The 13,863-nt window shown below is 69.3% G+C and carries 12 protein-coding genes; 6 read left to right on the top strand and 6 right to left on the bottom strand.

From position 1 onward, the window contains the following. Window positions 1-645: 645 nt before the first annotated feature. Window positions 646-1,455: a hypothetical protein gene (locus UA75_RS08100; RefSeq protein WP_157434057.1), complete on the bottom strand. Its 810-nt coding sequence runs from the start codon at window positions 1,453-1,455 to the stop codon at window positions 646-648. After that, window positions 1,452-2,456, bottom strand: a complete 1,005-nt coding sequence (locus UA75_RS08095) for a hypothetical protein (protein ID WP_075739725.1) — start codon at window positions 2,454-2,456, stop codon at window positions 1,452-1,454. The genes UA75_RS08100 and UA75_RS08095 overlap by 4 nt, the downstream gene beginning before the upstream one ends. A gap of 47 nt (window positions 2,457-2,503) precedes the next feature. On the opposite strand from UA75_RS08095, the gene UA75_RS08090 reads away from it, so the two are divergent. After that, entirely contained in the window at window positions 2,504-3,127 is a 624-nt protein-coding gene (locus UA75_RS08090) for a TetR/AcrR family transcriptional regulator (RefSeq protein ID WP_075743546.1), read from the top strand. A 474-nt stretch (window positions 3,128-3,601) separates the two neighbouring features. Here the strand turns inward: UA75_RS08090 and UA75_RS08085 are convergent, their stop codons facing one another. Next, window positions 3,602-4,399, bottom strand: a complete 798-nt coding sequence (locus tag UA75_RS08085) for an N-acetylmuramoyl-L-alanine amidase (RefSeq protein ID WP_075739724.1) — start codon at window positions 4,397-4,399, stop codon at window positions 3,602-3,604. Window positions 4,400-4,401: 2 nt separating this feature from the next. On the opposite strand from UA75_RS08085, the gene UA75_RS08080 reads away from it, so the two are divergent. The 3 genes from UA75_RS08080 (at window position 4,402) to UA75_RS08070 (ending at window position 8,050) form a co-directional block, all read left to right on the top strand. Then, complete coding sequence (locus tag UA75_RS08080) at window positions 4,402-4,584, top strand: hypothetical protein (protein WP_075739723.1); 183 nt, start codon at window positions 4,402-4,404, stop codon at window positions 4,582-4,584. Between the two features lie 460 nt (window positions 4,585-5,044). Further along, window positions 5,045-7,444 (top strand): phosphoketolase, encoded by a 2,400-nt coding sequence (locus UA75_RS08075; RefSeq protein WP_075739722.1) that lies wholly within the window; start codon window positions 5,045-5,047, stop codon window positions 7,442-7,444. Between the two features lie 225 nt (window positions 7,445-7,669). Further along, the gene (locus tag UA75_RS08070) at window positions 7,670-8,050 is read left to right on the top strand and encodes a hypothetical protein (protein WP_075739721.1); all 381 of its coding nucleotides are present in this window, start codon (window positions 7,670-7,672) and stop codon (window positions 8,048-8,050) included. A gap of 242 nt (window positions 8,051-8,292) precedes the next feature. Here UA75_RS08070 and UA75_RS08065 read toward each other — a convergent pair whose 3' ends face one another. From UA75_RS08065 to modA, 3 genes are all read right to left on the bottom strand, one after another. Next, a complete protein-coding gene (locus UA75_RS08065; protein ID WP_075743545.1) occupies window positions 8,293-9,345 on the bottom strand; it encodes an ABC transporter ATP-binding protein in 1,053 nt (350 codons plus the stop codon). Then, complete coding sequence (locus UA75_RS08060; protein WP_198042964.1) at window positions 9,342-10,106, bottom strand: ABC transporter permease; 765 nt, start codon at window positions 10,104-10,106, stop codon at window positions 9,342-9,344. Before UA75_RS08060 ends, UA75_RS08065 begins: the two co-directional genes overlap by 4 nt. A gap of 68 nt (window positions 10,107-10,174) precedes the next feature. Continuing rightward, window positions 10,175-10,984: a molybdate ABC transporter substrate-binding protein gene (gene modA, locus UA75_RS08055; protein WP_232237672.1), complete on the bottom strand. Its 810-nt coding sequence runs from the start codon at window positions 10,982-10,984 to the stop codon at window positions 10,175-10,177. Window positions 10,985-11,252: 268 nt separating this feature from the next. On the opposite strand from modA, the gene UA75_RS08050 reads away from it, so the two are divergent. After that, the gene (locus tag UA75_RS08050; protein ID WP_075739718.1) at window positions 11,253-12,473 is read left to right on the top strand and encodes a GNAT family N-acetyltransferase; all 1,221 of its coding nucleotides are present in this window, start codon (window positions 11,253-11,255) and stop codon (window positions 12,471-12,473) included. Window positions 12,474-12,742: 269 nt separating this feature from the next. Then, window positions 12,743-13,507 carry a hypothetical protein gene (locus UA75_RS08045; RefSeq protein WP_075739717.1) on the top strand — a complete coding sequence of 255 codons (765 nt, stop codon included), beginning with the start codon at window positions 12,743-12,745 and terminating at the stop codon, window positions 13,505-13,507. Window positions 13,508-13,863 lie beyond the last annotated feature (356 nt).

The raw sequence follows: 13,863 nt of genomic DNA, 5'->3' as shown, positions 1-13,863 counted from the left end.
CAAGCAAGATGCCTGGGAACTACAGCGATAGAATTTGGTCGAACCCACACTTGCGTAATTCGTCGAGTCGCCGGAGTGGCGAGTTGCGCCGAACGGTCGATCCCAGGCGGCACGCGCGCAAAGTAGATTCAATGCCTGACTCCCCGTTAGACGTGCCGATGTAGAGGTCGGAGCAATAGAATGGGGGCAGACCGCAGTGACTTCGAAGCGCAAGAGTTCCGGAATGCTGCATCATCTCCTTGTGCTTCTGATGGTCGGGCATCTCGGCTTCGCGTCACGGATCAGACTCCTCACACGACGAAACCGCGGCGCGAGGTAGTGTGCGAACCGTCTGAACGCGCAGGCGGGCACGTCTGGATACTGGTCGGGGACCAGGCAGACGCCTGACAGTGGAGGCGTCGGCCCGGCTGTGTCGAGTCGTGTGGGGCGGTTGCCCTGTACGCGACGTGATCGGGCTGTTCCAGGTCGACGAGATGGCGCCAGAAGCGGGAAGCAGGGCCGTGCCCTGCCTGACCAACTGCCTGACAAGGGCCCATCACGACGGCGGCCCGGCAGACGTCCACGGATTGAACGAGCGCGCTGGCCTGGGCATCGTCGCTCGTCGAACCGGTGTCCCGGTTGCTTGGGGACGAAGAGGTCTTGAGCTCAGGTGTCACCAGCCTGCGGGCTGCAGGCAGAACGAGGCGTCGTCGTGCTGGGATGCTTTCCCGCCTTCGGATCGGTAGAGCGTTTGGGTAGTTTACTGAAACGGGTTGTGTCGTGATCAGTCAGGAAGCGCCACTGTTGACCGTTGCGTGCGGTGCGGTCGCGGACGATGACGCCGAGGTCCTGTAGTCGCTCCCGAAGGTCGGCGGCCTTGTCGCCGTTCTTGTCACGCAGCTCCCGGCCGCGTTGCCGCAGTATTTCGTGGATGTCTGCGGGCAAGTCGGGGGTTCCGTCGATCCAGGGTCGGAACCGGTGCTCCTGCGGGTCGCGGTCCCCGGCCCACGGGTATCCCGCAGCCTGGAATGCGGCAGCGAGACGGCGGGACCCGATATCAGCGTCCCGGCGCAACAGTTCACGTTCATCTGAGCCGACCAACACTAGGTCGTGCGGGTCGACGAACACGGCGGCGATCCGCACGCGCTCGACATAAGTGGACGTCTCGTCGCGGTGCACGGTGACGGCGTCGGCGCCGACGTCGACAACCGTGGTCTCCCGCAGTATCTGCCGCACGAGCAGCATCACCACGAGGAGTCCGGCGACGGCACCACCGCCGACCAGCCACGGTGTCGGTATCAGCGCGAGAAGACGAAGGGGGCCGGGGGCTCCGTCAATCACGTCGAGCAGCCAATGGGTGACCGGCGCGACGAGAAATCCCAGCGCGGCACCCACCGGCGGTCCGATCGCCAGGATCACGCCGAGAAGTACCGACGAGATGCGCACTCGGAAGTGCACAGGTTCGGTTGTTTTCACCCGTTCATCCGTTCCTCGGAAGTCGCCTCTGACGTGGTGCGGTACACCGCCGCGGTCACCGCGATCGCCAGCACGAGAAAGACGGCTCCCTGTCCGAGCTTGGCCGCGAACGACACTCCCTCGGGTAGCGGAGCGACGAACCCGATCAGCACGCTGCCAATGATCATCGATGTGCCGAGAAGCCCGATCTCGCGGGAGCTCCAGCGTCGACGCGCCGCGAACCATCGGAGCAGGACCACGGCGGCACCGAGGAGTCCGACACCGATCGCGAACCCGGTCCAGGACGAGGGCAACACATCGAACGCGACCTTGCCCACGACACCCGCGCCGAGAACCCACGCTGCGGAGACCGCACGCCCGTCAGGAGCCGCACGGATCGGCTGGCCGACACGGGACATGGCCAGCGCCACGAGAACGGCCACGACCAGGAGGACGCCGACCACCTGACCGGCCGAGGGAACGTAGTCGTAGGTGGAACGGCCGTCGCCGTGGACGAGTGCCGCCGCACCCAGCCACAGGAGCAGCGTCACGGCGATGCCCCACCGGCCGAGCAGTGGCCGTCCACGCACGGACGGAACCAGCGCCTGGTGGACGGCCAACGGTGCACCGATGCTCATCACGACGTGGCCGATCACCCAGCCCAGGGTCGCCGATGCGCTCAGCTGCAGCGGCTCGATCAACGTTGGTTCGCGCAGCTCGGCCCAGTAGGGGATGTCCGGCCGTTCCGCCCCGAACATCGCCAGGTCGACCACGCCCGGCATCGCCACACCGAACCCGGCGGCCAGCAGCAGGATCCCGGTCCATCCCCGACCAGTACGCACCGCGATCTCCCGGATCAGCAATGCAGCACCGCCGTAGAGCGGGGTGAAGATCAACAGTCCGATCAGCATGGCCGCCAGGTCACCGGTGGAGGACAGGTAAGCCTGCAGGTACTCGGCCGTGATGGGTGCGCCGACGGCGATCCCGGCCACCGAGGCGAGCGTGACCCAGCGAAGCGACATGCCGCCACGTTAACCGAGTGGCCACTCCATTAACTAGGGTGGGGGTCGTGCCCCGTCCTGTCGATCCAGCGCTCCGGCGAGCCCGTCGGCTCCAGATCATCGACGCGGGCCTGACGGCGTTCGCCGAACACGGGGTCGGAGCCACCACCGCCCAGATCTGCCGGATCGCGGGGATCGGGTCGGGCACCTTCTTTCACCATTTCCCCACCAAGGACTCACTTCTGCTGGCGATCCTGGAACTCGGCGCTGAGGAGACCCGCGCGTTCTTCGCCACGCGGGCGTCCGACGTCGCCCCGCGTCGGACGCTGCTCGACTACGTCACACACGCCGTCGCCGACCTGACCGACCCACGGGCCGCGGCCTTCATTCCCGTCGTCGGTGCCGCGGCGATGCGCCCGGAGATCGCGGCAGCGCTGCAGGTCGAGGAGGACACCATCCGGACCTCGCTCAGGGGTGTCGTGGCTGAGGCCCAGCGGCAGGCTGACGTCCGGACCGACCTCACGGCGGACCGGCTCGCTGTCTGGATCATGCTGTTGATCGACGGCTTCGCCGCACGGGTGGCGGGCGGCGGCTTCGACGCGGTCGCGGAGACGCCCTTGCTCATCAAGCAGGTCGAGATGCTGCTCGACGGTGCCGCATTCGCACCTGACATGCGGCCTCGTTCCCGTTGACCGGGCGGCACCCGGGCAATCTGACTCGCCTCAGCCGTCGCTGACAGCGGTGTACCGAGACGCAGCATGCATGGAGGTCGAAAGACGAACTGCGTGGCGACCGCACCCACATCACCGCCACTGCTGGTCGTCCACGGACGCGACAACGACGCTGAACGGCATGTTCCCACGCCCCGTCCACGCGCACTCGTTGTCTCACGCCGAAAAAACCGGCCGGCTGGCTCGGCAACTCCGGCCGTGGAACTAGCGTGGAATCACGAGCGGTCAATCACGGTCGGTCGTGGTGCCGCGTGTCTGATGTTCACCCTGGTCAGCGACGACGTGCGCCAGTCTGGCGAGGCCTTCCCAACTGGCTACGCGGGTTCGATTCCCGTCGCCGCTCCAGCAGGCAGTACAGATCTGCGCACTCGACGGTCGCCCTGTTCGAATCCGAGCAGGGCGACCGTCGACGTCGTGCCTCGACCGCGCGATGCCCTAGCTGCTCGCGGCGAGCGTCTGCCGAGTGAGAGCCTCGACACGGGTGAGCGGTGCGGTCCAGGCGGCCGCCCAGGTCGCGGGACCCACCACGCCGTCGGCGCCGAGGCCCTTCTCCCGCTGGAAGGCGAGACAGACCTCCCGCGAACCGGCCCCGTATGCGCCGTCCACGGCTAGCGACCAGCCCCGATTGAGCATCTGCTGCTGCCAGGTACGCACGCTGCTGTGCGTCGTCACCGGCGGATAGCGGAAGTAGACGCCGGGCCAGGCGGGCGCGGGCGACGGGCCGCCGCCACCACCCGGATTCAGCGAGCCGTCCTGGACCAGCGCGTACAGCCTGCTGCCCGGACAGGAGGTGGCCAGGTGGTCACGGTGGCCGTTGATGCCGTTCGCGGCGTTGCCCACACTGCGGAGGTTGGCGATGGCCGATCTGATGCCCGCGGTCAGCCCGGCGGGAACGGTGTCCGCATCTCCGATGAGAGCGCACACCCCATACCAGTTCTGATTTCCGGGATTGGTTCCATTGGCCGCCGTCCGGACGTTCGGACCTCGGCCGTGGAAGACGTAATCGTGGACACAGACGAGATGCGTGTAGGCGATGTCGGCCCAGCCGTTGCCGTCCATGTGGCCGTTCTGAATTCCCCGGACCTGCGCCGCGCACTGCGAATGATCGGGACGGGCGACGTTGCCACTGCCCACGTAATGCACGGTCACCCCGCCGTTCTGCGGCGTGATGTTGTTCGAGACGTTCCTGGGCGCTCTGGCTCCCCAGCTCGCTCGGCTCACGAAGGTCGTCATCGGTGGCCTCCCTGCTGACAAGCGACCCCGGCGTCCAGGGGCTCACCGGTGAACTCGTCCACGGCGCCACGTACGAGATCCGCGGAGCCGGGCCCGGCTGCCGCGCCCTGACCGACGGCGGCGGCCGCTGCGGCAGGCGCGAGCACCGTCATCGCCACACCGGCGGCAAGGACGCCGCCGGTTAATCCCAGGAAACCACGTCTTGATCGATCTGGTTCGAACACTCGACATCCTCCGAGGGGTGCCTTCGAATGGACTGAACGGAATCGTCGACGATTCGGTCCGTCTGGAGAATCGTTTTCACTAAGCCCGTGATGTCAATACGAGCTTGGCGGAACCGAATGTCAGCCCACTCCGAGACCGGCGAGAGAGGCGACTCTCAGTTCCCCCCAGAACCATGATGAGTAGCTTTTCAACGCATCGAGCAGACGGAGCGTAACGCGAGGCGCTGTACCGATCAACGGTTCACCGACCCAGCGGCGAAGTTTGTGAATAACCTACAAACTCGTGTCGGTCGTACGACGCACGCGACCTCCCCAGACCGCGGAGCCGCCCCGGCCGGCTTGTCCGCGTTTCGACTGGCTGCCCACCGGGCACGCTGAGCAGGGCAGACGCCGAGGAGCCGTGCGGGTAGAGGAGGCGAGGATGACGGTCGGGACCGATCCGCGGAGCGGAACTCTCACCGACGCCGAACTGCAGAACCTCCACCGGTGGTGGCAGGCGGCTAACTACCTCTCGGTCGGGCAGATCTATCTCATGGACAACCCGCTGCTGCGGGAGCCACTGCGCCCAGAGCACATCAAGCCCAGGCTGCTCGGGCACTGGGGGACCACACCGGGCCTGACCTTCGTCTACGCCCATCTGAACCGCGCGATCATGCGGCGTGACCTGGAGATGATGTACGTGACCGGTCCCGGCCACGGCGGTCCCGGCATGGTCGCGGCCTCCTGGCTGGAGGGCAGCTACGGCGAGATATACCCGGACGTCGGTCAGGATCTCCCCGGGCTGCGCCGACTGTTCACCCAGTTCTCGTTTCCCGGCGGCATCCCCAGTCACGCGGCGCCGGAGACGCCGGGCTCGATCAACGAAGGCGGCGAACTCGGTTACTCCCTGGCCCATGCCTACGGCGCGGCGTTCGACAACCCCGGGCTCACGGTGGCGTGTGTGATCGGCGACGGCGAGGCCGAGACCGGACCACTGGCGACCGCATGGCACTCGACCAAGTTCGTCGACCCCGCTCGGGACGGCGCCGTGCTGCCGATCCTGCACCTCAACGGATTCAAGATCGCCGGTCCCACGGTGCTGGCCCGCATCCCAGAAGAGGAGCTGCGCTCGCTGCTGCGCGGCTACGGACACGAGCCGTGGTTCGTCAGCGGTCGCGACCCGGTGGCGATGCACCATGCCTTCGCGGGCGCCCTCGACGCCTGTCTGGACGACATCGCCGCGATCCAGGACCGGGCCCGCGGTCGAGGCACGATGGAACGGCCGCGCTGGCCGATGATCGTGCTGCGCACCCCGAAGGGCTGGACCGGTCCGGCGACCCTGCACGGCAGGCGGGTGGAGGGCTCCTGGCGCGCCCATCAGGTACCGCTGCCCGCGCCGAGGGAGGACCCGGATCAGCTCCGGCTGCTCGACGCCTGGCTGCGGGGCTACGACCCGGCCGCGCTCTTCCAGCCCGACGGCGCTCCGATCCGCGAGATCCGGGAGCTGCACCCGGCGGGCACCCGCCGGATGAGCGCCAGCCCGCACGCCAACGGCGGCCTGCTGCTGCGGGCGTTGCGACTGCCCGACTTCCGCGACTACGCGGTGGGGGTGGACCGCCCCGGCGGCACCAAGGCCTCCGCCACCGGCGTGCTCGGCGAGTTCCTGCGTGACGTGCTGCGGGCGAACGAGGCCGAGGGCACCTTCCGACTGTTCTCGCCGGACGAGAACAACTCCAACCGGCTCGGCGCGGTGCTGGAGGCCACCGGCCGCGCCTGGATCGCCGAGGCCCGTCCGGACGACGACGCGGCACTGGTCCCGGACGGCAGGCTGATGGAGATGCTCTCCGAGCACACCTGTCAGGGCTGGCTGGAGGGTTATCTGCTCACCGGAAGACACGGCCTGTTCTCCTGTTACGAAGCCTTCGTGCACATCGTGGACTCGATGTTCAATCAGCACGCCAAGTGGCTAAAGGTCTCGCGTGAGCTGACGTGGCGCAGGCCGATCGCCTCCCTCAACTACCTGTTGACCTCCCACGTCTGGCAGCAGGACCACAACGGCTTCTCCCACCAGGACCCGGGATTCATCGACCACGTCATGAACAAGAAGGCCGAGGTCGTCCGCGTCTACCTGCCGCCGGACGCGAACACGCTGCTCTCGATCGCCGATCACTGCCTGCGCAGCAGGGACTACGTCAACGTCATCGTGGCAGGCAAGCAGCCGGAGGCGCAGTACCTGGACGTCGAGTCGGCCGCGACGCACTGCATCAAGGGGATCGGCATCTGGGACTGGGCGAGCAACGACGAGGACGGCGACGTCGACGCGGTGCTCGGCTGTGCGGGCGACGTGCCGACCAAGGAGGTCCTCGCGGCTGTGAGCCTGCTGCGGACCCGGCTGCCCGAGCTGCGGCTGCGCGTCGTCAACGTGGTGGATCTGATGCGGTTGCAGGACGAACGGCAGCATCCCCACGGGCTGCCCGATGCCGACTTCGACTCGCTCTTCACCACCGACCGGCCGGTGATCTTCGCCTACCACGGCTACCCGTGGTTGATCCATCGACTGACGTACCGACGGGCCAACCACGAGAACTTCCACGTGCGCGGCTACAACGAGGAGGGCACCACCACGACGCCCTTCGACATGTGCGTGCTCAACGGCATCGACCGCTTCCACCTCGCGATGGACGTGATCGACCGGGTGCCCCGGCTCGGCCCGACGGCCGCGTATGCGCGTCAGGAGTTCCAGGACGCGCTCATCAGGCATCGGCGATATGTGACGACCCGAGGCGAGGACCTGCCCGAGGTGCGCGACTGGTCGTGGCCGTCGTGGAGCAGGACGGCCTGAGCACCGCGTGCCGTAGGCGGACCGGCTGCAGGCCGCGCCGCTGCGGTCGCTGGTAGTCCGCCGCCGCTCTCGGCCCGACGAGCCACCGGGGCGTCGGGGCGACATCCGGCCTTCACCGTGAACGACGACACGATGGTGGTCGCTCAGCGATTCCGCCTGGTCACCCGGCGGCCGAATGCGTGAATTCCCGCAGGCGACGCGGCCACCCGGCCTAGAGTGAGGATCATGTCCGCCGAACCACCTGCAGGCAGCACACCCCCGCACTCCGCTGTCGCGGACGACCTCGCGGGCAGCCTCGCAGCACGTCGCAGTCTCGGTCCCGACGCGGAGGAGGCGGTGATCGCGTCATTCCTCGAACGCACCGGGGAGTCGATCGACCGGCGGGTCGAGGAGCGAGTCGCGGCCGAGCTGGCCGCGCGCACCGACACGTCCGCGTCGGATCGGTCGGACCGCAGGCGCAAGGACAGCCAGTCGCTCGCGCTGGCGATCATCTCGCTCGCCCTCGCCGTCCCGATCACGATCCTCGCGCCGGTCGGCGCCGGGACGCTGGTGATCGTCTGGCTGGCCATCGTCGCGGTGAACATCAGTTTTCGCACGACCCGGTGATCGAGGGACCGCGAGGGGCACGGCAACGGATCTCCGGCGTCCGGCGACAGGCGCAGGCCACCGACGCGCCCCTGTCTGAAGCACCAGGATGCGGTTCGTCCCTGCTCCTGCCCCGGTCGTGACGCCCTGAGACCTCGTCCGGGCCGCCTGCATCCCACCCGGTGACGAGGCCGCCGCCATTGCTCGGCACGGCGCCCGGATCGATCCGGGGCGCGGGCCTGCCTGCCGAACGCCCCGCTCGTTCACGGCGGATAGCACCGCACCTCGTCGGGCCGCACCGCCGCCCACAGCCGCGCGCCCGCCGCGAGACCGAGTTCGGCCATCGCCGCCGGGGTCACGTCGGCCGAGATCCCCGGTGGATCGGCCAGCCGCACGCGCACGCCGATGCCCCCTGCGGCCACCTCGGCGACGGTGACCGGGCGGCTGCAGGGGACCGCCTCGCGATGCAGGGTCACCGCAGCGGGCGGGAAGGCGACGAGGACCGAGCCGGTCTCGGATCGCCCACCGGCCTGGGCGACCCTGCCGAAACCCTCGATCTCGACGTCGGCGCCGTCGACCGTCCCTCGGCACAGGTTCAGACCGACCAGGGCTGCGACGTAGTCGGTGCGGGGTCGCGTCGCGACCTCGGCGGGGGTGCCGTCCTGGACCACGGACCCCGCTTCCAGGACGACCAGCCGCGTCGCCAGCGCCATCGCGTCCAAGGGGTCGTGGGTGACCAGCACCGCACAGCCGTCGAAGTCGGCGAGTTGCCTGCTCAGTTCGGCACGGACCGCCAGCCGGGAGCCCGCGTCCAGAGCCGCCGTCGGCTCGTCCAACAACAGCAGGCCGGGCCGGACGGCCAATGCCCTGGCGAGTGCGACCCGCTGTGCCTGACCACCGGACAGCCGGGCGGGCAGCCTGCGGGCGAGCTCGGCGAGGCCCAGCCTGCCCAGCCACTCCATCGCCGACGCTCGGGCGACTCGCCGCCGCACGCCTCGTGCCCTCGGACCGAAGGCGACGTTCTCCAGTGCGCTGAGATGCCCGAACAGCCGGTGATCCTGGAAGACGACACCGAGGTTCCTTCGCTCCGGCGGGACGAAGCGATCCGGCCTGCCCGGCTCGTCGACAACCTCGCCCGCCAGCTCGATCCGCCCCTCGTCCACGGGGAGCAGGCCCGCGAGCGCCCGCAATGCGGTGGTCTTGCCCGCGCCGTTGGGCCCCAACAGGGCCACGACCTCCCCCGGCCGGACGCGCAGGGCGAGATCGAGTCGGAATCCGGTGTCGCGGCGCACGATCAGCCGAGCATCGAGAGTCATCGCAGCCCGCCCGTCCACCGTTCCCGCAACGACACCAGCACCAGCACGCAGACCGTCAGCAGCAGCAGACTCAGGACCACGGCGGCGTCCGGACTGGTCTGCAGGGCGACGTACACGGCGGAGGGCATGGTCTGGGTCGCACCGGGCAGGCTGCCCGCGAAGGTGATGGTGGCGCCGAATTCGCCGAGCGCCCGCGCCCAGCAGAGCACCGCCCCCGCAAGCACGCCCGGCGCGACCGAGGGGAGGGTGACGCGGCGGAAGACGAGCCACCGCGAGGCCCCCAGGGTGGCCGCCGCCTCCTCGAATCGTCGATCGGCGCCGCGGAGGGCGCCCTCCACCGAGAGAACCAGGAACGGCATCGCCACGAAGGCCTCGGCGAGTACGACGGCCAGGGTGGTGAAGGGGATCGACACCCCGAACCAGGTGTGCAGTTGCTCCCCGACCAGGCCCCGTCGTCCCAGGAACAACAGCAGTGCCACGCCGCCGACCACGGGCGGCAGCACCAGCGGCAGCGTGATCAGCGCTCGCAGCACCCGACGGCCGGGGAATTCGGCTCGCGCCAGCACCCACGCCAGCGGTACGCCCAGCAGGAGACACAGCACGGTCGCCAAGGTCGCGCACAGCAGGGAGAGTCGCAGTGCCGAGCGCACCTCCGGGGTGGCCAACCGCGCGGGCAGCTCGGCCCACGGGGCGGCGGCCAGCAGGCCGACCAGCGGTCCGATCAGGAAGACGGCGGCCAGTCCCGCGGGCAGGATCAGCATCGGTGGAACGCCGAGGACCCGCGATCGGCGGCGGGCCCGACCGGCAGGCATCCGAGAGGACCGGGGACTCACGGGAGATCGAAGCCGAGGTCGGTCAGCGCCTCTTCGCCTGTCTCGGAACGCACGGAGTCGATGAACGCCTCGGCCAGCAGGGCCTGCGGCGCCTCCGTGACGACGGCGACGGGGTAGTCGTTGACGACCTGAGCGGCCTCGGGGAAGTCGACGCCGCGCACCGTCTCACCCGCCGCCCGGATGTCGGTGCGGTACACCAGCCCGGCATCGGCCTCACCCAGCACGATCTTGGTCAGCACCGCCTTGACGTCCTGCTCTCTGGTGTCCGGAGCCGGCTCGAGTCCGGCCAGATCGAAGACCGCCTCGGCCGCCGCGCCACACGGCACCTCGACAGCGCACAGCGCGATGGTGTTCGCAGGCTGCGCCAGGTCGGCGAGGCCCTGGACGTTCGCCGGATCGTCCGGCGGCACGGCGATCTGCAGCCGGTTCGAGGCGAAGACGACCGCGTCCGAGGCGGTCAGGCCCGCGTCCACCGCCCGGTCCATGGTCGGGATGTCGGCGGTGGCCAGCACGTCGGCCGGTGCGCCGTGTTCGATCTGCTGCACGAGGGTGCCACTGCCCGCGAAGCTCAGTCGCACCGTGACGCCCGGGTTCGCCTCCTCGAAACGGCCTGCCAGCTCGGTGAACCCGTCGGTGAGCGACGCGGCGGCGAAGACGGTCAACTCTCCCGTGAGCGTCTCTCCCGCATCGGACTCCTCCGTCGCAGCAGGCGAGCCGCCGTCGACCGATCCGGGTGCGACGCCGCAACCGAGCAGCGGCAGAGCGCATAACGCCACGGCCGCTCCGCGCAGGACAGGTGCCACCACGCCTCCTCTCCTCTCCGAGACATCGTCGACGATCGCCACCATGACGACGGAGATGCGGAATCATCCGCCGTGCCGAACCGCATCTTCGGCGATGTGTCGACGAATGTCCACCGGCTGAGCGATCGCCGGTCCCTGGACGGTCGTCTCCCAGCCTGCCTGCCTGTGAGAAGGCCCGTGCGGACGTCGGCGGGAGCACCCCGTGCCCGGCGCCACGCCCGCCGCCGACAATTCCCTTGGTTCTCTCGGTGTCACCGAGTAGGACAGGCCCATGACCCGAGATGATCTGCACACCCGAACCCTCACCGATGCCGACTTCGAGCAGCTCGAGGCGGTGTTGTCCGGAGCGTTCCTGCTCGAGGACCCGGAGGTGTGGGAGATCAACCGACGATTCCTGGAGATCGACCGCGTGCACGGGGTCTTCGACGGAACCGAACTGGTCGGCGGGGCGGGCGCGCTGACCCGATCCCTCACGTTGCCCGGCGGGTGGCAGAGCCCCGTCGCGGCGGTCACCTGGGTCGGGACGGCACTCGGACACCGCAGACGCGGCATCCTGAGCAGACTGATGACCGCCCAGCTCCACGGTCTGCACGAGGCGGGGGCGGAGCCGATCGCCGGTCTCGGCGCCTCCGAGGCGGGCATCTACCGTCGGTTCGGCTACGGCGTGTCCACCGAGTGGGCCAAGACCACGGTGCCGGGCAAGGCGCCGTTCCGGCCGGAGGTGGATCTCGGCGGCGATCGAGTCCGTGAGGTGCCTCGGGCCGAGGCGCTGCCACTGATCACCGCGCTGTACGACCGGTCCGCAGCACATACCGGCTGGATGTCGCGATCGGCTGCTCACTGGGAGTTCACCCTGGTGGACACACAGGCGATGCGGACGGGTGGTGCGAGCAGACTGCACTTCGCACTGCACCCCGAGGGCTACGCCGTCTATCGGGTGCGGCCAGGCGGCAGCATCTCGGCGCCGAGGTATCAGATGAGCGTCGTCGAGCTGGGCTCGACCAGCCCCGTCGGGCACGCCGCCGTGTGGCGATACCTGCTGGACGTCGACTGGATCAGCGAGGTCCGCTACGAGAAGTGCGCGACCGACGACCCGATCACCAGCCTGCTCGCCGACCGACGACAGGCGGAGCGCAGTGACGTGGACGCGTTGTGGCTGCGGTTGGTGGACGTCGATCGAGCGCTGATCGCCCGGCGCTACTCCGCGCCGCTGGACGTCGTGCTGGAGATCGTCGACCCACGCTGCCCGTGGAATCAGGGGCGGTGGCGGCTGCGTGTCGACGACGAGGGAGCCGCCACGGTGACGGCCGCCGCCGAGCGGGCGGATCTCACCATCGGGGTCGCCGACCTCGGCGCCGCCTTCCTCGGTGCCACCCGGCTGAGCACGCTTGCCGCGAGTGGCCTCGTGCAGGAGCACCGTGCGGGCGCCGTCGCCGCCGCCTCCCGGTCATTCCTGGCCGATCCGATGCCCTACTGCGCGGTCGACTTCTGACGTCGACGGACTCTCGGAACTCCGGAGCGACCCGCCGCAGGCAGCCGCCGAGCCCGTCCGGACGGAGCCCCCGGACGGGCTGCACACATATCTCCACAGTGGACTGCTCACGATGCGACGTCCGGGCGTGGGACGACGATTCCCTGTCCCTACACCGATATGCCGACTAGATCGACTCGGTCGGGGTCTTGACTCAGGCGATACGCACAACCGGTAACGTCTGAATCGTCGGTTTCGCGGCACAGCCGCACCGAGAACAGGAGGATTCCGTGGGCACCGCAATCGTTCTGATCGTCCTCGCGATCGTGGTCGTCGGTGGGGCGGTGGTGTTCGCGCAACGACGCGCGAAAGCGCAACAGCAAGAGCTGGACGACGCGAAGGCCGACGCCCGCCGCTGGGTCGAGCGCCTCGGCGGTCAGGTGATCAACCTGACCGGCACGAACGACGCGTCGAAGCAGGCCATGGCCGACGCGTCCGAGCGCTACACGGCCGCAGGCTCGCAGATGGAGCAGGCCCGCACTGCAGAGCAGTGCAATCTCGTCACCCAGACCGCGATGGAGGGCCTGTACTACGTGCGGGCCGCGCGTACCGCCATGGGGATCGACCCCGGACCCGAGCTGCCCGACCTCTTCGGTCAGACGCGGGCGGGCAAGGTGACCGAGCAGCGCGAGGTCGAGTTCGAGGGCAGGCAGATGATCGCCTCGCCGCAGCCGGACCAGCATGCCTCGCACTACTACCCCGGTGGTGAGGTCGCGGGCAGGCCGGTGCCGCAGGGCTGGTACAGCGAGCCGTGGTGGAAGCCGGCGCTGGTCGCAGGCGCCTGGGGTCTCGGTTCGGCGCTGCTGTTCAGCGCGATGTTCTCCGGGATGTCCGGGGTGCCCACCGACGTCTACGGCGACGGCTACGACGACGGCTTCGAGGCAGGCCAGGCACAGGCAGAGGAAGACGCCGAGGCCGAGGCCGACTCCGGTGGCGACGACTTCGGCGGCGGGGACGACTTCGGCGGGGGCGACATGGACTTCGGCGACTTCTGAGCCCGCTGCGGTCGGCCACCGAGGCCTGCGCCTGCGCGGCGGACACCGCCACGCTCGACGACGCGACAGACGATGCCGTGTCACCCTGGTTCTCAGCGGGTGACACGGCATCCGCCGTCTCGGGCACCGGCACACCGCTCCGGCCGGGGAACGAGCCCGCCCTGTTCCCCGGGAGCGGCTCGCACCCGCCGCACGGCTTCACACGATCGGCGGCCCGAAGGGGCGGGGCGATCCGATCGGCTCGGTGGCGGATCGCTTCGGAAGCCTGCCGACCGCATCCGATCCGATGGGCGGACCACCGACGAACGTCGCAGCCGGTGCCAGGCCGCCGAGAAGCAGGGCCGACGGTTCCGACG

Origin of the sequence: Actinoalloteichus sp. GBA129-24, assembly GCF_001941645.1 — a bacterium.
Taxonomy (GTDB): domain Bacteria; phylum Actinomycetota; class Actinomycetes; order Mycobacteriales; family Pseudonocardiaceae; genus Actinoalloteichus_A; species Actinoalloteichus_A fjordicus.
This window is presented reverse-complemented; position numbering and strand designations above follow the sequence as displayed.

Coding starts and splice junctions, on each gene's coding strand:
- UA75_RS08095 (WP_075739725.1), bottom strand. CDS start 2,456: ATGTCGCTTCGCTGGGTCACGCTCGCCTCGGTGGCCGGGATCGCCGTC.
- UA75_RS08060 (WP_198042964.1), bottom strand. CDS start 10,106: ATGCTGATCCTGCCCGCGGGACTGGCCGCCGTCTTCCTGATCGGACCG.
- UA75_RS08075 (WP_075739722.1), top strand. CDS start 5,045: ATGACGGTCGGGACCGATCCGCGGAGCGGAACTCTCACCGACGCCGAA.
- UA75_RS08085 (WP_075739724.1), bottom strand. CDS start 4,399: ATGACGACCTTCGTGAGCCGAGCGAGCTGGGGAGCCAGAGCGCCCAGG.
- UA75_RS08065 (WP_075743545.1), bottom strand. CDS start 9,345: ATGACTCTCGATGCTCGGCTGATCGTGCGCCGCGACACCGGATTCCGA.
- UA75_RS08050 (WP_075739718.1), top strand. CDS start 11,253: ATGACCCGAGATGATCTGCACACCCGAACCCTCACCGATGCCGACTTC.
- UA75_RS08070 (WP_075739721.1), top strand. CDS start 7,670: ATGTCCGCCGAACCACCTGCAGGCAGCACACCCCCGCACTCCGCTGTC.